Consider the following 20182-nt stretch of genomic DNA (forward strand, 5'->3'; position numbering starts at 1 on the left):
TCCTTGAAATCAAAAACTATACAAGTACAAAATCAGAGCTTTATTCTACATCCTACTGGTGCAATGTTTTGGAAAGAAAAAAACATGCTTTTGATAGCGGATTTGCATTTAGGAAAAATATCCCATTTCAGAAAACACGGTAGTGCAGTGCCGCAAGAAGCCATCATAAAAAACTTTGATCAATTAGATACTATATTCAAAGTTTTTAACCCTTCTAGAATATGTTTTTTAGGAGATCTATTTCATAGTTTTATTAATAATGAATGGATATTATTTTCAGAATGGGTATCTAAAGCAAATGCAGAATTTCTTTTGATTGTAGGGAATCATGATATTATTTCTCCCCACAAATATGAAGAACTAAGTGTAAAATTAGGGTCAGAATTAATTTTAGATGATTTTCTACTTAGTCATCATCCTGAAGAAAGAGAGGGGTTTTTCAATTTCTGTGGTCATATCCATCCTGGAGTACTTCTTGGTGGATTGGGCAAACAACGTTTACGCTTACCTTGTTTTTATCAGAAAAAAAACCAACTCATCCTTCCCGCCTTTGGAGAATTCACTGGTAATCATACACTAGAACCTACAGAAAAAGTTAAAATATATGCTATCACAAAAAAGGAAGTTATTTTAGTACATCAATAATAGAGCAGCATGCAAAACCAAAAACACCTTTTTGATCTATCGGAAGAAATCACCTATCTCAATGGGGCTTATATGGCTCCGCAATTAAAATCAGTTACTGATATAGGGCTACAATCCGTAAAAAGAAAAGCACGTCCTAATGAAATCTTACCTGAAGATTTCTTCAATCAAAAAGAAGTTCTGAAGCAACGCTTCGCAACATTGATTGACGCTCCTGATTATAAAAATACAGCTATAATTCCATCAGTATCCTACGGAATCGCCAATGCAGCCAATAATGTTCCTATAAAAAAAGGCGATGAAATCATTTTGGTAGACGAACAATTCCCTAGCAATGTATATATCTGGCAAGAAGTTGCAAAGAAAAACAATGCTATTATCAAAATTGTTTATCCGCCTAAAAGTTTTGAAAACCGTGGAAAAGTATGGAATCAAAACATTTTAAATGCGATTTCGCAAAATACAGCAGTAATCTCTTTACCTCACACTCACTGGGCAGATGGAACTTTATTTGATCTAAAAGCTATTCGTGAAAAAACAAAAGTGGTGAATGCAATGTTAGTGATTGATGGTACTCAAAGCGTTGGAGCATTACCATTTTCTATTCAAGAAATTAAACCTGATGCGTTAGTTTGTGGTGGATACAAATGGTTATTAGGGCCCTACGCTATTGGAATGGCTTATTATAGTGATGCTTTTAACAATGGTACACCAATCGAGCATAATTGGATGAATAGATATAATAGTGAGGACTTTTCTGGACTCACCAAATACGAAGATCGATATCAAGAAAAAGCCGCTCGATACTCTGTAGGAGAATCCAGTAATTTTGTACTAACACCAATGATGACAAAAGCCATCGAACAATTGATTACATGGCAACCAAAAAACATTCAGGAATATGGAAAAAGTATTTCTAAAAGTACTGTTCAAAAACTCCGAGAATTAGGATGTTTTATCGAAGATGATATGTATAGAGCCCATCATTTATTCGGAATCTATCTTCCCGAAAACATAAATTTAGAAAAGTTAAAAACGAAATTTAAAAAAGAACAGATTTTTGTCTCTTTTAGAGGAAATGCAATGAGAGTTTCTTGCAATGTCTATAACACCGAGGAAGATTTTGAAAAATTATTAAATTGTTTTGAATAGCGGTAACTTTTCTTTCTTTTGAATTAAAATATATGAGTTCATTACGTTAATTTTAAAGGCACAAAAACAATTTCATGAAGAAAATATTAGCACTACTTAACTCCATATCAGTTCTATTTGTAATTGGTATAAATTATGTTTCTCAGGCGATGCGTTTTAATAATACTACCGTAGGAGAGCTTAGTAATAAGTATGATAACCTGTTTACACCTGCAAGTTATGCTTTTGCAATATGGATATTGATTTTTTCAGGTCTTATCGCTTATTCAATTTATCAAATCAGAAATGCTTTTTTCAAACCGGAAAAAGCAGATCATATACTACAGACAGGATACTGGTTTTTAATTGCTAATGTATTGACTGGCTGTTGGGTCTTAGTATTTACGTATGAATACTTTGGTATATCAGTGCTTATAATGTTGGGTATTGTTTTCTCTCTGAGTAGAATTGTTATCAAGACCAAAATGGAACGCTGGGATGCTTCTTTGGGTATAATAGTGTTTGTATGGTGGCCTATATGTCTATTTATAGGATGGATTTCGGTAGCGACAATAGCTAATTTAGCTATTTATTTAACCAAAATTAATTGGAGTGGATTTGGTTTAAACGACATTACCTGGACTATAATTATGGTAATTGTAGCTGTTCTACTTAATTTATTTATGGTTGTTAAAAGAAATATGCGAGAATTTGCATTGGTTGGTGCTTGGGCATTAATAGCAATATATGTACGACATAATGGTGATTATAATTCCATTGCTTATACAGCACTTATAGGTGCTATTATATTAGTACTTTCAGCTGGTGTTCATGGGTTTTTGAACAGAGCCACTAATCCAGGTAAAAAATTGATGGAACGATTTAGATCATAATTTTTTGTAAAGATTCAAACGTGAAAATTTATTATATCCTTTCTAAATAAACGAATTCTATCAAAGAACTATTCAATTTCACATTATATACAACAGATAATAAAATTCTTGTTTTTAGGAATTTAAAAACAATAAATTAGAAATCTCAAATCAACATCCTAAATGTATGTCTAGCACTACTTTTTTTGCTGTAAAAACAATTACTCTTTTTAAGATAATTGATCATTTCAATCTCCCAAAAATACAATATCTAAACATCATTAAACAATTCTTTTCATCAACTTCTTCTGTAATTAAAGTAGTTTAATTACACATTTCAAATTTATAAGTCACTATGAATCATTTCATAACGACAGCAGCTAGTGTGTGTTCTATAAAATACAACTATGTTCGATCCATTATACAATCTGTCTTTTGGACACGATATCAAGTATCATCATATATTAAATCAAAATTAACTACAACTTCAATTCAAATGAAACAACAAAAATCTTTTAATTTATTATTTCTAATGTTCCTTCTCACTGGAATACTTAGTGCTCAAAACATTTACGTATCCAAAACTGGTAGTAACAACAATGATGGGACTTCAGAAAACAATGCATTACTTACCATACAAGCTGCAGTAGACCAAGCAAACCCTGGTAATACTATATTAGTATCACAAGGCTCTTATAATGAAAAAGTGCTTTTTGAAGGTAATGAAGACTCTGGTAATACCGGAAATTATTTAACATTAAAGGCAGCATCTAATAACGTTATTATATCAGGAGCAGGATTACCTGTATCAGGAAGAGAAGGACTTATCACAATTCAAGATGTAAAATATATCAAAATAATCGGTTTTGATATTAAAGATTTTCAAACGTCAAATAACAACCAAAGCCCCATAGGAATTTTTGTAATTGGCACAAATTCTAATATAGAAATTGCTGAGAACAAAGTCCACAATATAAGACACAACAATGAATGCACGGGTTGTGGTGTAGGAGCGCACGGTATTGGTGTTTTTGGCAATACCATAGGTGGTATAAAAAACATTACCCTACGTGATAATCAAGTATATAATAATATACTACAAAGTAGTGAAGCTTTCGTTATAAATGGTAATGTTTCCAACTTTATTGTTAAAGACAATTATGTGCACGATAACAATAATATTGGATTTGATTTTATTGGATATGAGGGTGAATGTGGTAGCTGTCCTGAAGCAATCGATAGAGTCCGCAACGGTTTGGTGACAGGTAATATTGCTGAAAACAATAGCTCTACAAACAATCCCTGGTATAGTGGTGAAGCCAGTGCTGGAGGTTTTTATGTAGATGGTGGTACTCATATCATTTTTGATCGTAATATCTCTACAGGTAATGATTTAGGATTCGAATTTGCCAGTGAAAAACAAGGCAAAAAAACCGAAAACATCATTATGTCCAATAACTTAGTTTATAAAAATACACAGTTGGGTGTAGCTATGGGTGGATACAATGCAAATAGTACCGGTAGTGCTGAGAATATTGCTATCACCAATAATACTTTTTATAAAAATGATGCTGGATGGGGTGCAGAAATTACTTTTCAATATAAAGTAAAAAATACTAGGATCGCTAATAACATAATTGTAGGGTCCACCGGTGTTGGTGATAACTACGAAGGTTTAAACAATAGCGGTAACACAGATATAGTATTTAACAAAAACCTATGGTGGGGTAATACAACATCGGGGCAAAACAATTTACCAGGTATAACCGTGGTTTCTAACCCTAGATTTACAAATATTTCTGCGGTCGATTTTACAGTTTTATCAAACTCACCGGCTATAGATGCTGGATCAATAACAGGAAGCGTATCCAATTGGTCTGATCCGTTCTGGGAAGATTTTTATCCAAATGGGGTAATTCCTTTAAATGGTGAAAATGATTTAAATGATAACAATAGAATAAAAAATACTATAGACCTAGGTGCATATGAGTTTGCATCGATCATAGTGACTCCTCCAACTGCTCCATCTAACCTTAGTGCAAGTCTAAGTGATTCAAACAGTATATCACTAATATGGAATGATAATGCAGACAATGAAACCGAATATCGTATTGAAAGATCACAAAACAACAGCAACAATTTTGAGCAAATTGATGTAGTAACGGCAAACACCAATACATATCAAGATACAAATCTAGCATTAGAAACTACATACTACTATAGAGCTAGAGCATACAACACTACAGGTGTCTCTGTTTATAGTAATACCGCACAAGCAACCACGGCATCGGCAAATACACCACTACCTTCACCGTGGAATAATACCGATATAGGTAACCCCGTAATCAGTGGAAATGCTTCTTATTCAAACGGAACCTTTACGATCAATGCAAGTGGAGCCGATATATGGAATAATTCTGATCAATTTCACTTCACTTATCAACCCCTAAAAGGAGATGGAGAAATTATCGCCCAAATTAATTCTATTAGCGCTACAAATCCTTGGGCCAAAGGTGGTTTAATGATTAGAGAAACATTGAGTCCTACATCTAAGCATGCTATGTTAGTAGCAAGTTCTTCTCAAGGAATAGCATTTCAAAGAAGAAATATAACCAGCGGCAGTACTGCACATACAGGCATAAACGGTGAAGTTCCGGTATGGCTTAAATTGGTAAGAGCTAATACCACAGTAACAGCATATCAATCCGAAGACGGTACTAATTGGATAAAAGTTGGAGAAGATGAAATTGCTATGGAAAATGATGTATATATAGGTTTAGCGCTAACCAGTCATAACGTAGGAGCAGTCTGCACCGCAATCTTCAATAATGTTCTTGTTACGAATATTGATACCACTAATCCAATAGAAATCACGGTTGATGGAAATAATTCTGATTGGACCAACTTGACAGCAATTTCTACGCAAGGCAATGGAGATTTAACATCCCTAAAAGCCTATGACGATACCGATTATATCTATATTTTGGCCGAAGGAACAACCGACACAAACTACATATTCTTCCTAAACACAGATAATACCAACTCGACAGGCTATCAAAATGGCCTTTGGTTACCAGAAGGGAGCGATTATAGCATTGAAAATGGAGAGTTGTTTAAATACAGCGGAACTGGAAATAATTGGAGCTGGAATTCTCAAGGTACCTCAGCAATAACAGCTGTTAAAACTTCTAATTCTATAGAACTTAGAATTGCTAAATCTTTTATTTCCAATATAGGAGACAGTATAGGAATAGGACTGGATATCGAAACGAGTTCCTGGAATACGGTAGCAACCATACCTACATCAGGTGCTCCTTTAGCATATTATACATTAAACAGTGCCTCTGGAAACAGAAATGCAGGCAGTATTGATAAAACTATTATTGTTAAAGGGTCACACCCTAATCCATTTACTAATAATATGACTATTGACGTACAAACTGACAACCCTACAAAAGTGTCTATTTCTATTTTTAATATACAAGGTAAAAAATTAAAAAAATTAAAAGGAATCCCTACTTCACCCAATATGTATAGCTATAACTGGGATGGGAATAATAAAGAAGGTTTATTATTACCTGCTGGAATTTATATCGCAAAAGTCATTGTAGGAAAGGAGTTAACTACCATTAAAATCATCAAAAATTAAATTTGACACATTTTGATCTAATTTTTAGATATAAAGTAGTTGATGCTTAAAAATTATTTAAATCCCTCTTAAGAATAAGTTGTTTAAGAGGGGTTTAAATATAAGATCTACAAAATCAAAATATCTGAGCAATGAGTAGTTCTATATAAATAAATAAGAATGTTATATTTGCTTAAAATCATTGCTACGTGAGTAAAAATGTAATCACGCAAACCTTTGCACAGTCTCCGCAATTGCAGAAACTGGGGAATGCTATTGGCCAATCTGAAAGTAAGACACATCTACAAGGTCTTATCGGCTCCTCTTTATCCTTTGTGATTTCAACTGTTTTTGAGCAGGCAGACAAACCCTTTTTGTGTGTTTTTGATGATAAAGAAGAAGCTGCATATTATCTTAATGATTTAGAGCAACAACTTGGAGATAAAAATGTCTTGTTTTATCCAGGAAGTTATCGCAGACCATATCAAATTGAAGAAACGGATAATGCTAATGTACTATTACGTGCAGAGGTACTGAATCGAATCAATTCTAGAAAGAAACCTGCGCTAATTATTACCTATCCGGATGCTTTATTCGAAAAAGTAGTTACTAGAAAAGAGCTAGAGAAAAACACCCTGAAGATTGCGATTGGCGATACCTTATCGTTGGATTTTGTCAATGAAGTACTGTTCGAATATCAATTCCAACGTGTAGATTTTGTTACCGAACCAGGAGAATTTTCGGTTCGTGGGGGTATTGTAGATGTATTTTCATTCAGTAATGATGAACCGTATCGTATAGAGTTTTTTGGGGATGAAGTCGATAGTATCAGAACTTTTGATGTAGAAACGCAATTATCAACAGACCAGATCAAAAAGATTTCTATCATCCCTAATGTAGAAAATAAAGCAATGCAGGAAACTCGCGAAAGTTTCCTGAAATATATTGCTTCTAAAACTGTGGTTTTTGCTAAGGATATTGACCTGCTTTCTGATAGAATTGATAAGAATCTTGAAAAAGCCAAAGAAGCTTTCAAAACGCTTTCTGAGGATATCAAACATGGAACTCCAGAAGAACTATTTGCTTCTTCGGGATTAATCAAAAAGCAATTACTAGATTTCACATTGGTCGAAATAGGAAATCGACCACTGACTAAAGCTGATTATGCGATTAAATTTGACATTAAACCACAACCTTCTTTCAATAAACAGTTCGATTTACTCATTGAGAACCTAAATGAAAACCACGAAGAAGGCTATAAAAATTATATCTTCTGTGTAAGTAATCAACAAGCTAAACGTTTTCATGATATTTTTGATGATGCAGATCTGGATGTAAAACAATATGAAACGATTGTGTTTTCTGCGTTTCAAGGATTTATCGATCATGGTCGTAAAATAGCATGCTATACTGATCATCAAATTTTTGAACGGTATCATAAGTTTAATTTGAAGAGTGGGTATGCAAAAAAACAAGCTATTTCGCTCAAAGAACTTACCAACCTCGAAGTTGGTGACTACGTAACGCATATCGATCATGGAATTGGTAAATTCGGTGGATTACAAAAAATTGATGTCGAAGGTAAAAAACAAGAGGCCATCAAATTAATCTATGGAGAAAGAGATGTATTATATCTTAGTATTCATTCGCTCCATAAGATTTCAAAATTTAATGGTAAGGATGGCAAACCGCCACAGATATATAAGTTAGGTTCTAAAGCCTGGAAAACATTAAAACAAAAGACCAAAGCAAGAGTAAAACATATTGCATTTAATTTGATTCAGCTTTATGCAAAACGGAAATTACAAAAAGGTTTTCAATACAATCCAGATAGTTACTTACAACACGAATTAGAAGCTTCTTTTATTTATGAAGATACGCCTGATCAGAGTACAGCTACGGCAGATGTAAAAGCCGATATGGAAAGTGAACGACCTATGGATCGATTGATCTGTGGTGATGTTGGTTTTGGTAAAACCGAAGTTGCTATCAGAGCCGCATTTAAGGCTGTTGATAACGGAAAACAAGTTGCTATACTGGTTCCTACTACGATTCTTGCATTTCAGCACGCTAAAACTTTTAGGGAACGCCTGAAAGATTTTCCAGTAGTGGTAGATTATGTGAATCGCTTCCGAACGGCAAAACAAAAAAGAGAAACCCTAGAAGATTTAGCAGCTGGCAAAGTTGATATTATCATAGGAACTCATCAATTGGTAAATAAAAATGTAAAATTTAAAAACCTGGGATTACTGGTTATTGATGAAGAACAAAAATTTGGTGTTTCGGTAAAAGATAAATTGAAGACGATCAAAGAAAATGTTGATACGCTTACCCTGACCGCTACACCTATACCAAGAACCTTGCAATTTAGCTTGATGGCGGCTCGAGATTTATCTACCATCACAACACCTCCACCCAATCGATATCCGATAGAAACCAATGTAATTCGATTTACTGAAGAAATCATTAGAGATGCTGTGAGTTATGAGATACAACGTGGTGGACAGGTATATTTTATTCATAATCGTATTGAAAATATTAAAGAAGTTGCCGGAATGGTACAACGTTTGGTTCCAGATGCCAAAGTTGCTGTAGGTCACGGACAGATGGAGGGCAAAAAACTAGAAGGTTTGATGCTTTCCTTTATGAACGGAGAATTTGACGTATTGATTTCTACAACAATTGTAGAAAGTGGACTGGATGTACCGAACGCCAATACCATTTTTATTAATAATGCTAATAATTTTGGACTGTCAGATCTACACCAGATGCGTGGTCGTGTTGGTCGAAGTAATAAGAAAGCATTTTGCTATTTCATCACTCCACCATATTCTGCAATGACCGATGATGCCAGAAAGCGTATCACCGCATTAGAAATGCATTCTGATTTAGGTAGTGGATTTAATATCGCTATGAAAGATCTGGAGATTCGAGGTGCAGGAGATTTATTAGGTGGTGAACAGAGTGGGTTTATTAATGAAATTGGTTTTGACACTTATCAAAAAATACTAAACGAAGCAATCGAAGAACTTAAAGAAAATGAGTTTGCAGATTTATATGAAAACGATCAAAAAGAAAAAACATATCTAAAAGATACACAGATTGATACTGATTTCGAATTATTATTCCCGGATGACTATATCAACAATATTACCGAGCGTCTCAATCTGTATACAGAACTCAATGAGATAAAAGATGAAGAAGCATTGCAAGCCTATGAGAAACGATTAATAGATCGTTTTGGAGAAATCCCAGATCAAGCAGTAGATTTATTAAATTCTGTACGTATCAAGTGGATTGCTACCTCCATTGGATTAGAAAAGATTATTATGAAACAAGATAAAATGATTGGATATTTCATCAGTGATCAACAGTCGAGTTTTTATCAAAGTCCTATGTTTTCTAAGGTATTACAATTTGTACAGAAAAATCCTAGTAAGTGTAAAATGAAAGAAAAAAACACCAGAAATGGATTGCGATTGTTGTTGACTTTTGAAAGCATAAATACAGTTAATAAAGCATTAAAGGTTTTACAACCATTACAATTTGTTAATAGGAATTCTGAAGATTCTTGAGTAGCAGAAATACAAGTGCATTTTACAACAATTAACTCTTTTCGTCGATACAAAAAAGCATTTCACCGATACTTTAACTATTAATCATCTTTAAAAATTTAGAAAATACTAGTTTTATTCTTAGCTTTATTTCGAATTATAAATACAAAACCAACTTAGATTATGAGACGAAAAGAAGAATTTAGTTTTTTGAAAGGGTCTTCAACAAAAAAATTGAATAGTAAAAAAAATCAATTTATTGAGCGTGAATATAACCACAAACTTTATGCAATTAATTATTCGAATGTCGAAAGAAGATTTGCTGAAGAATTAGAGAACTATAAAAATTACCCTGAACTTATCGATATAGAAGAATTTTCTATGAATTATTCGTTTGGTTATCATTGCAGCAATGACATTGATGATATTCATAGTAAAGAAGCTATGTTTATAGAGGTTAAAAGTTATCTGAAAAACCTAAGAATGTGTGCTTAAAATCTTTAAAAATTTTATGACAAAACAGGCAGTCCAAAAACCACCTGTTTTTATTTTTAAATTGACTTTAATTCAACCAGAAATCTCTCATACCAGTATTTGGCTCTCCTGTAATATTATCTCTTATCCAACCAAAATGGAAGCTAGTAGCATTGGTTTTCTTTTTTCTTTTAACCTTATCTTTTGATACATTTCTTTTCCAAACGTCTGCCTCACCAGTACCTTTGCTTGTTTTTATCTCTACACTTACCCTTCCTGTAGATCGATCATGCTCTCCTGTTTCTAAATAATCCCCGATTTTACCATCATCTCTCATTGGTTGCCATCCTCGACTAGCTCTATTTATCTCTGTAAGAGTTCCTCCTTTAGCCTTTGTTGCAAATACATTAACATACTCTTCGTTCCAACATTTCCATCTAATTCTTGCAGTTTGAATATTCCCAAATTGAGTTTCTTTATAACGCACGACTTCTGGATAATTAAAGTATTGTGTATTTTTTCCTTTGGCAAAACCTTCTTCCAGTTTTCTTTCATATACTTTCTTTGAGGTAGGACTCTTAAAATCATAATCCTTTAACTTGGACAAATCATTAGAATTTTTGTAAACCAATTCAGTTTCTTTGAGATCTTCTTTCCCGGATAATCCATAATAAAGATGAAGTTCCCAATCATTCCGATTTTTTGATTTTTTATAAATAGCTTCTTTGGTAGCTTTGAATACCTTATCACCTATTTCAATAGAATAATTTTTGTTAAATACGGCTATCTGAAAAGGATCAAAATAATGAGATAGATCCTCATACATTTTTTTGTTTAATGTAATCGTTTGGTTTGAAGAATCTTCTAACTGATCCACATAATCATCGTGTTCATCCAAAGATGTAAATGAGTGCGACTCTACTTCTAAAGTAGGGTCTAATAGTACGGTAATAAACGTATCATCTGCTATTTCGTAGGTTGTTTTTTCTAAACTTACGTATTCATCTCCTGTACTTTCGGTTTTAGAGCAGGAAAGTATAACAATACTTAATAAAGATAATAATGCTGTTTTTTTCATCTTTTGTGTTTTTTAATAATAACAATTGACCTATTTATTTTTATACAGATCATAGGATATTATCTGTGTTTTGAGAACCTTACCAAAAAAATGATGAGATGGTATTCAGGTGTAGCGGCTAACGTTATTGGTATATATGAAACTAATAATAATCGTCATTCATTTTCAATCAATGTATAAAAGATCTACTCCAGAATTTTTTGTTTTTATACCTGTTTTAGTCTGTGACCAAAAAATCCCGTTTCTAAAAGCATAATATATATTACTAGAACTATTCCCTTCATATACCAATATCACTTGAGTTCCATTAGTAGCAATTCCTGGACGCTGATCTGTTTTAGCATAATCCCTCAGTCTGACTTCTACTTTTTGGAAAGTGGTAGGGATTAAGGAATTGCCAAAAGAAGATGTCCACATTTCGTTTTTATCTGTTCTAATCACAACATGATTCAATCCTCTGGAATCGGTTCTTGAGGTTATGGCAATATCCAGAGCATTACCAGGAGACTGAAATGCAGGAAAAGGAATACTAATATTAATGTTTAAGTCTTGAAAAATTAACCCATCTACACTACGTAAATAATTTAGATGCACACTACCTATCATAGCCAATAGAAATACTCCATTTTTTTGTATAATGTCAAAATCGTTAAAACTCATGCTTGGAGTCACTGGCCTACTCGACGTCCAACTAGTACCATCAAATTTGCTCATGAAAATACGTCTGGTCGATGTTCTTCCCGTATGAAACACATATAATTCTCCGTTTTTGGATACCGTTCTAATTAATCCTTTCTCAGATGTTAGTGCACCAGGAACTGTTCTTTCTGTGCCAAAATCAGTTCCATTATTGGAAATGGTATAATAAATTTTACCGGTATTACTACGACCTCTATACACAATGGCTACCCTACTTCCGAATTGAATGCCACTAATATGTGTTTTAGTAAGACCTGCTCCAGGAACATATCTACCAGATGTCCAGCTTCCCGTTCCTGGAATGCTATTAGAACTAATGATCCTATCATTTCCGCTAGCTCCGCAATAAAATTGAAATCTATTTGGTAATGTTGTAGTCTTTTGTGAGACTGTCGATATTTCTATAGAATCTTCCTCAAAAGAAAGTTCTTCCTGATTATTGTCACAAGAGGTAACAATCATTATAGATAAAAAAACTCCTAATATCTGAAGCAGTTTTGATGTTGTTATTTTTTTCATTTTATAAAGGTTTAAAAAAGTTAATGCCTGAATATTTTATCGACAATCAGGTTTTTGTCTCCTCTTCGCGAATGAGGGTAATTACTATCAAGTTCCTCTTCTAAATTTTTGTTACCCACTTATTCAAAAAAGTAGGTTCATATACTAGAATAATTCCTATATTTCTAACTTAAAATAAAAATACAAAACTCCTGAAGCCCCTTATTATACTAAAGTGTCAGGTTAATGTCGGGTCAAAGTCAAGTCTAAAAATTTGAGATTTTATCTCTTACAACTAATATTGCTGTATCAAATGAAAACAAGTTCTAGTAATTCTACTGCAGAGAATACTACTTCAACGGAAACTAAAAACTTAAAAATCATGGAACAGCCAGCATTAGGTATTAAAATATCTGAGTTAAGAAAATCGAAAGGACTTACCCAAGAAGAGTTAGTCCAACAATGTAATATTAGTGTTAGAACCATTCAAAGAATTGAAGCCGGTGAAGTAACGCCAAGAAGCTACACAATAAAAACAATTTTATCCGCACTGGATTACGATCTAGAAAAAATACAAACTGAAAAATCTAAAATAGCAAATGAATTTAAAAGGATATTTCTCTTAGAAATAGATGATGAAAAAGAAGCTAGTTTTCTGACAAGACAATTAAACATTTCTTGGATTAGCGGTATTATCTATTTTCTGGTTGGTTTTGTAGAAGTTGTAGTCGACTATTATAGACATCAGGAAGGTGAAATGGTCATACACGAACTTGCATATATTTTTCTAAAAATAATATTATTAATTTCTATTGTGCTTTTTACACGTGGCTTTGTTCTCACTGGAAAAATCTTCAAAAATTACTTGCTAAGAATAACTGCTTTTATGTTCATTTTTATCACCATCCTTTTTTATGGTTTTGATATCGTTTCCTTATATATCGGTAATTTTGATTATCATATCGTTATCGGTGCAGAGGCTATGACCTATGGAATCATAGGAATCTTATTTGGAATATCTGTTTTTAGGCTTAAGAATGCTTTAGGAGCCATTGCCACGGTAACAGGGGTTTTCGAAATTATTACCTATGCATTTATGACCACGATACTCTTGTCTATAGTTGGTTTGGTATTGCTTACACCCACCGTTTTGTTAGAAATCATCCTCCTTTTTAAAGTCTGTGAGATGATTAAGGCCAAAGAAAAAACGCTAGCCGCAGAATAATCCACCTCTTATTATTTCTAAAATACCATTGAATCTGTATTCAATGGTAGGAAACCTTACACCCAATTTTAAATAAAAACTATGAAAAAATGTATTATAATTGCATCTGTATCTTTACCAATACTAATCATATGCTTCTTATTTTTTGAACCTATAATCATCTATACATCTGGCTGGAATACTTTTCCTAAGACTAGCAAATTACAGCCTATTAAACATCACAATGATGAAAATTTAAAAAAAGCTGATAGTATTTTAAATGAAATGTTTATTCGTCTTAAAGCACCAGGATTATCCGTCGCTGTCGGAATGAACGGAAACGTAATCTGGTCTAATGCTATTGGGTATGAGGATATCGAAAATGCTAAAGAACTACGTTTGGACACAAAATTTAGGATCGGAAGTACATCAAAAGCAGTAACCTCATTAGGAATCGGTGTGCTTCTTCAAAATGGTAAACTAAATATCAATTCTAAAGTCAAAGAATTTGTTCCCTATGCAAACGAAAAAATCTCTGAAATAACACTAAAACAGTTAGCATCACACACCTCAGGAATACGTAATTATGGTACTTGTTTTTGTTTTCCTATTTGGGAACATCTCAATAACGATGAATATACCTCAGTTCAGGAAAGCGTAGAAATCTTCAGCGATTCGTCACTACTTTTCCCTTCTGGTACTGATTTTAGTTATAGCTCCTATAATTTCACATTGTTAAGCGCCATGATAGAAGGTGCTTCTGGTAAAAATTTTCTTAGTTTTATGAATACCTCTGTTTTTACTCCTTTGGGCCTGGATCATATAAAAGGAGAAACGGCTTCTTTATCATCAAAAGATATTTCGAAATTTTATGAAGTTGATGAAAACATGTATAAGGAAGTCTTTAAGGTCAATAACAGCAATAAATGGGCGGGAGGCGGATTTATTGCTACTCCAACAGATCTTGTAACACTTGGCAATGCTTTTCTAAATTATGAACTCTTAGATAAAGAAACCACAAAAATTCTTATACAACCGGTTCCATTAGATAATGGTCAGATAAATAAACAACAGTATGCGATTGGATGGCGTAATAGCTTTACCGAAACCATGTTTGGCAATAACCACAAAGTACAAATACTACATCACGCAGGAACTGCTGCAGGATCTACCTCTGTCTTTATTTTGTTTCCTGAATATAATCTCTCGATATCCATATTAATGAACCGTAGCGGCACTACATCCGTTTTATTTGCCTACGCATACGAATTAGCAAAAACATTTATACTTAAAAACTAACATATGAAAAATTATAGTATCTCTACCTGCATCGCTGTACTGATGTTTTCATCAGTAATTGCTCAAGAAAAAACCCATAAAGTCCTTTTTATGGAGGAATATTATACAGAATATATCACTGTCGCTAAGAAAAATAATGAAAACCTAAAAGATGTATATCTGGAAAAAGTGAGATTTCCTATTTTTAATAAATTCTTTATGAAGAGTGAATACGCTCCTTTTGTATACGAAGATCTGGCCAAACCATCATTAGATATTCCTTATCTAAAAAAAACCCTCAAAGGCATTACAAATCATCAAAAAAAGATCGAAAAAATAATTCTAGAAGCACTTCAACAATCAAATACACTACTTAAAAATGAGGGCATCACTGTATATGTCTTACCTCCTAGTTCTGAATTACGAACGATGACAGAAACTATGCATGGCGTTTTTGGATTTACAGCAGGAAGCAAACAAGTGCTAATCAATATTGACACCGCTATTAATGGTTGGAAAGAGGCACTTTCGTATTCCGTAGCTCATGAGTTTAACCACACGTATTGGACAAAACAAAATTTAGCTTCAGTAACAAAGTGGACGCTGTTAGATTATTTAGTTTTTGAAGGAAGAGGAGATTATTTTGCTAAGCTCTTGTATCCGAAAGCTGAAACGAAATGGACAGAAGCATTAGGCAAAGAGAAAAAGCAAGAACTATGGGCAACTATACAACCTCATCTAGAAAATCAAGATTTTAGTTTTCAGGCAGAAGTAATGTTTGGTTCAGACAAATTTCCTACTTGGGGAGGGTATAGTTTGGGGTATGATATTGTACAAAGTGGATTATCTAAAGACACATCCATAAAACCAGAAATATGGATCAATCTTAGTGCAGAAAAAATATTGGAATCCAGTACATATGCTAAATAGCAAAAAAAAAAATCGGAATCTTAGGATTCCGATCTTTTTATCATTTTAATTATTCTAAAAAATCCGTCAGGAATTAAAATGGTCCACCAACTGGTCTACATAAGCATCCAGCACAGATAAATGGATGATCACAATCACTATCTGAGTGACATTCAGAGTTTAAACCTCCCCCTCCATTAACAGATTGTTGTTGTTTTTTGTTTAATTCTTTTACTCCTTGTTGAGTTAAAATTGATTTTAACATAATAATTTGATTTTAAGATTAATTTGCATTGTGAGAGTAAGTTACAAAATAAAATAGAAAAATTCCCCTAATTTATTGATGATCTAAATTAATACTCGATACTATTTTCAATAATTCTTAAGTTTTTAGTCCCTGCATCCGACACATATAAAACTTTACCATTTGGACTTGCTAATATTCCATTTGGAAAATTAAACGTAGCTTCAGAAACGTCTCCATCATCGTTACCCAAAATACTTCCTGCGAATACCTCAACTTCATTTTCTTTATTAAGATTGATTTTATAAATCTTATGCTCTCCAAGCTGAGTAGCAAAAAGAAAACCTTTCGCATATGTCAAAAATCCTAAGAAATTAGCATTTGGTGCTCCAGCAGGGAGTTCAGCAATAAAAGTCAGGTTTCCATCTTTGTATTTATAAATTTTTCTGTCGTTAAAATTTCCTATATATATATTCCCCCTTCTATCAAAAGCAATTCCGGCAGGTCCATTAATGGGTGTTCCTTCATGTAGTTTAGTAATAGTATTGTCTTCTGATAGTATATTAATCGTATTGGTATTGTATTCTACAAATAACATATCATTAGTTCCTGGAATTCGTTTTATACCTGCTGGAGATACTGCCGGAATACTATCCAATTGTGTACCATCATCTGAATACTTAAAAATAGCGTTCCCAAAATTATCACAAACATAAACTTCGCTATTCTTATTAATTCCGATTCCGTTCGGAGAGACTAAACCACTTGCAAACACTGTTACTTCTTTTGATGGACTCACTTTGTAAACTGTGTTTCCATAAAAATCTGACCCATACAAATTTCCTTTGCGATCTAGAGCCAACCCATCAGAAATTGAACTATCAGCTACTGTCTCTACAGTAGTTTTTATATTGGGCACCTCTCCAGGTTTACAGGAAATAAGAAATAAAATAAGAACCGGTACCGTGATTAAAGTATATCTCAATTCATTGACTGTGAAAAAATAATTGACTGTTCGTTTCATTTGATTTAATTTTAAAGTTATCTTCAAAATTGAATCAAAAGCGTTTAATAATCGACCGTGTGTATCCTCTAAAACGTTTTTTAGGAAATTTTTAATCTTTTGATATAATTACTTGGGGTATCATTCTTAATCATTTTGAAAGCTTTGTTAAAAGTTGATTTCGAATTAAACCCTGAATCTAATGACAAGGCTAAAATAGTATGGCTAAAATGTTCTCCCTTTTGAATTTTAGAAATAAACTCTTGGACTCTATACTTATTTATATAATCATAAAAACTACACTTATGTATATTATTAAGTAGCCAGGATACATTATTAGTAGAAGTGTCTAATTCTTTAGAAAGATCTTTTAATGTAAGTTCATTATTAAGGTATATTTTTTTATGAACCATAAGGTCTTCCAATTCTTTCTTTAATGTTTCTAATTCTTCTCCATCCAATCGTTCTTTCTGAACTTTCTTTTTCTTCACAATTGGCATTCTAAAAATTTCCGGTTGTTTCAAACTAAAAAAGCCTACAATGTAAATAAATATTGGTATTGAAATCCAAATTAAATTGTAACTAATAAAATATAATTCTCGCAGTCGCATAAAATAATTAGCATAACTTATAATCCATAGAACTAAGAACACCGAAACTCCCAACAAAAAAATCGATAGAAAGGTTTGTACTTTCGGCGAATATGATAGATTATTTTTCTCTTCTTTCTTATAAACTCTAATTAATTGATATGACAAGAAAACATATAAAATATTGGATAACAAGCCAATAGTCTCTACTATAAAATAGATTAGATTAAAATTCCCTTTATCAATCATGTTTTTTATATCCTCAGAGGAATAAATCAATGTCCAACTGAAAAAAACTACATGGAAAATAGCTGGAATAAAATGATACCAAGGAATCTTATAATCAGGAGATTCATAAAAGGTCTGTCTTCTTATGTAAGTATATAATAGAGGTCCAAAAACAAAAATTAATGTATCAACAAAAGCTGCTACTCTAAAAAAAAATGTTCCGGTAAATCTTGGATAAAAGATTCTGCCAACAAGCATCAAAGAGGCTATTAGTAATATAAAAGATAATACTCTATTAGCTGGTTTATTTTTGTTATGTACTAAAGAAAGTGTAATTGCCAAAAAAACACCTTGACTAATTCCCAAAAACAATACCAGATCTACTATTCCAAAAGAGTTCATATATATATGGGTGAAAGTTATATTTCAAATCTAAGTAAATTTAGAAAAATCAGCGACCGATTGGGTACACAGATACTTCTTACCATAAAAAATATTATACTAAAAAAGTTACAATTGTTCTTAATTTAATAATTAATAATTTAGTTTTAAGATTAATTTACATACCGCAATAGGATATAAACAAAAGAAGAAAATTCCCTTTTTTTTAGAGAATTTTCTATAAAAACCTGAAGAATAATGAACTATTCTTATTCTTCAGGTTTTGTTTCATTTATGATGCTCCTGCCATAGAAGGTGCTTCATTACATTGAGCTCCTTGTCCATTGCAGATTCCGCCCATCATTTGTAATGCCTCACCAATTGTGGCACCCTCAATATAGGTAGGCATTCCTCCTCCACTAAACCCGCAGGTACATCTAATTGTACCTCCAGTAATCACTTTTTGTTTACTCTTTGTTAATACTTCAATGCCTTCTAATTTTAAAATGTTTTGTAACATAATTTTTGATTTTAAAAATGATTAATTCCCGAACATTTTATAGACAGTCAGGATTTTGTCTACTCTTCGCGAATGAGGTTTGTTACTTAAAAGTTCCTAATACTATTTTTTGTTACCCATAAATAAAAAAAGATCGAGACCTGAAGATTTCGATCTTTTTTAATATTCGAATTAGCCTTACATTAATTAAACAGGTTCACCAATTAGTCTACAGAAACTCCTTTACCTTGTAATACAGTATTAATAAGGTTTTAAATCAATTTTACGTAGTCCTCCGACTCCCGTATATTCTGAAATATATAATGTTTTTGTTCTTTTATTTGCTGCTATACCATTAGGATTACTAAAAGATGCTTCTAGTAATAGTCCATCTACTTGCGCAGCTTCTCCATTACCTGCAATTATTTCAATTTCTCCATCCATGGTTACTTTGTAAACGTAATTCACAGCAATTCCAGTAGCAAAAATAACGTCGTTAATTACGGTGATATAACCGATACCAAAATTCTGAATAACGATATCAGGAATATTCGCTATTAGTGAAATTTCACCATTTTTATCGATTGAATAGATGTCGGCTGTATAAAAATTTGCCACGATTACATTTCCTTTACTGTCTAAATCAATTCCAACTCCTCCTAATAACCTTGGATCGTTCGCATATTCTATCACTTCACCTGTAGCAGAAATTTTATGTACGGTTGGTGCAGTATAATTAGAAATATAAAGATTGTCCTGTCTATCAATTGTCATACTACTAGGCCAACCATCAATTGTAGTAATCACTTCTCTTTCTCCTGTAGGTGTAATTTTTAGAACCTGGCCATTAATCGTATTATTTGCATTGTTTACAAATAAATTTCCTTTAGAGTCTTTTGCTGTACCCATTGGACCAGATAAACCTTGTATTGTGTCTAAGATTCTTCCTGTAGCATCTAACTTAAAAACTCGAGTTCCACTGCCGCCAGTATCAACGAATCTGCCGTACTCTGAAACGTATACATCTCCATTTCTGTCAACAGATACAGCCCCATTCGCTGCAAAATTGCTGACAATTGTTTCTACTTCTAATTTAGGATCAATACCATCTCCATAACAAGAAATTAGCGCTATTAGCACACTGCATAAGGAAATCCATTTGAATGTTCTTTTAAAATGTTTCATAATAATGATTTTAAAGTTTCTCCAATATTAATTCCTAATCATATTATAAATCAACGCTTTGGGCACACTAGGAGGTGTTTTG

Annotated in this window: 16 protein-coding genes; 9 read left to right on the forward strand and 7 right to left on the reverse strand. The window is 32.8% G+C overall.

Features of this window, described 5'->3' with window-relative positions; translation table 11 throughout:
* Positions 1–3: 3 nt before the first annotated feature.
* The 6 genes from pdeM (at position 4) to Q0921_RS15845 (ending at position 10325) form a co-directional block, all read left to right on the forward strand.
* Positions 4–645 carry a ligase-associated DNA damage response endonuclease PdeM gene (gene pdeM, locus Q0921_RS15820; RefSeq protein ID WP_299258536.1) on the forward strand — a complete coding sequence of 214 codons (642 nt, stop codon included), beginning with the start codon at positions 4–6 and terminating at the stop codon, positions 643–645.
* 9 nt (positions 646–654) lie between these two features.
* Positions 655–1797, forward strand: coding sequence for an aminotransferase class V-fold PLP-dependent enzyme (locus tag Q0921_RS15825; protein WP_299258537.1), 1143 nt, complete (start codon positions 655–657; stop codon positions 1795–1797).
* A 74-nt stretch (positions 1798–1871) separates the two neighbouring features.
* Positions 1872–2669 (forward strand): tryptophan-rich sensory protein, encoded by a 798-nt coding sequence (locus tag Q0921_RS15830; RefSeq protein ID WP_299258539.1) that lies wholly within the window; start codon positions 1872–1874, stop codon positions 2667–2669.
* Between the two features lie 475 nt (positions 2670–3144).
* The gene (locus Q0921_RS15835; protein WP_299258541.1) at positions 3145–6297 is read left to right on the forward strand and encodes a T9SS type A sorting domain-containing protein; all 3153 of its coding nucleotides are present in this window, start codon (positions 3145–3147) and stop codon (positions 6295–6297) included.
* Between the two features lie 188 nt (positions 6298–6485).
* A complete protein-coding gene (mfd, locus tag Q0921_RS15840) occupies positions 6486–9851 on the forward strand; it encodes a transcription-repair coupling factor (protein ID WP_299258543.1) in 3366 nt (1121 codons plus the stop codon).
* A gap of 162 nt (positions 9852–10013) precedes the next feature.
* On the forward strand, positions 10014–10325 hold the full coding sequence (locus tag Q0921_RS15845; RefSeq protein WP_299258545.1) for a hypothetical protein: 312 nt from the start codon (positions 10014–10016) through the stop codon (positions 10323–10325).
* Between the two features lie 67 nt (positions 10326–10392).
* On the opposite strand, the gene Q0921_RS15850 is transcribed toward Q0921_RS15845, so the two are convergent.
* Positions 10393–11382: a hypothetical protein gene (locus tag Q0921_RS15850; protein WP_299258547.1), complete on the reverse strand. Its 990-nt coding sequence runs from the start codon at positions 11380–11382 to the stop codon at positions 10393–10395.
* A 165-nt stretch (positions 11383–11547) separates the two neighbouring features.
* A complete protein-coding gene (locus Q0921_RS15855; RefSeq protein WP_299258549.1) occupies positions 11548–12600 on the reverse strand; it encodes a hypothetical protein in 1053 nt (350 codons plus the stop codon).
* Positions 12601–12892: 292 nt separating this feature from the next.
* Between Q0921_RS15855 and Q0921_RS15860 the strand changes: the two genes are divergently transcribed.
* The 3 genes from Q0921_RS15860 to Q0921_RS15870 all read left to right on the forward strand — a co-directional run bounded on the left by Q0921_RS15860 (position 12893) and on the right by Q0921_RS15870 (position 15991).
* Complete coding sequence (locus Q0921_RS15860) at positions 12893–13804, forward strand: helix-turn-helix transcriptional regulator (RefSeq protein WP_299258551.1); 912 nt, start codon at positions 12893–12895, stop codon at positions 13802–13804.
* A gap of 81 nt (positions 13805–13885) precedes the next feature.
* Positions 13886–15082, forward strand: a complete 1197-nt coding sequence (locus tag Q0921_RS15865) for a serine hydrolase (protein ID WP_299258553.1) — start codon at positions 13886–13888, stop codon at positions 15080–15082.
* 3 nt (positions 15083–15085) lie between these two features.
* Complete coding sequence (locus tag Q0921_RS15870; RefSeq protein WP_299258555.1) at positions 15086–15991, forward strand: DUF2268 domain-containing putative Zn-dependent protease; 906 nt, start codon at positions 15086–15088, stop codon at positions 15989–15991.
* A 73-nt stretch (positions 15992–16064) separates the two neighbouring features.
* Here Q0921_RS15870 and Q0921_RS15875 read toward each other — a convergent pair whose 3' ends face one another.
* The 5 genes from Q0921_RS15875 to Q0921_RS15895 all read right to left on the reverse strand — a co-directional run bounded on the left by Q0921_RS15875 (position 16065) and on the right by Q0921_RS15895 (position 20100).
* Complete coding sequence (locus Q0921_RS15875; RefSeq protein WP_299258557.1) at positions 16065–16235, reverse strand: hypothetical protein; 171 nt, start codon at positions 16233–16235, stop codon at positions 16065–16067.
* A gap of 88 nt (positions 16236–16323) precedes the next feature.
* The gene (locus Q0921_RS15880) at positions 16324–17238 is read right to left on the reverse strand and encodes an SMP-30/gluconolactonase/LRE family protein (protein WP_299258559.1); all 915 of its coding nucleotides are present in this window, start codon (positions 17236–17238) and stop codon (positions 16324–16326) included.
* 80 nt (positions 17239–17318) lie between these two features.
* Complete coding sequence (locus Q0921_RS15885) at positions 17319–18437, reverse strand: AraC family transcriptional regulator (RefSeq protein WP_299258561.1); 1119 nt, start codon at positions 18435–18437, stop codon at positions 17319–17321.
* A gap of 271 nt (positions 18438–18708) precedes the next feature.
* Positions 18709–18936: a hypothetical protein gene (locus Q0921_RS15890; protein WP_299258563.1), complete on the reverse strand. Its 228-nt coding sequence runs from the start codon at positions 18934–18936 to the stop codon at positions 18709–18711.
* Between the two features lie 240 nt (positions 18937–19176).
* Complete coding sequence (locus Q0921_RS15895) at positions 19177–20100, reverse strand: hypothetical protein (RefSeq protein ID WP_299258565.1); 924 nt, start codon at positions 20098–20100, stop codon at positions 19177–19179.
* Positions 20101–20182: the final 82 nt, after the last annotated feature.

This window comes from uncultured Aquimarina sp., from assembly GCF_947496855.1.
GTDB lineage: Bacteria > Bacteroidota > Bacteroidia > Flavobacteriales > Flavobacteriaceae > Aquimarina.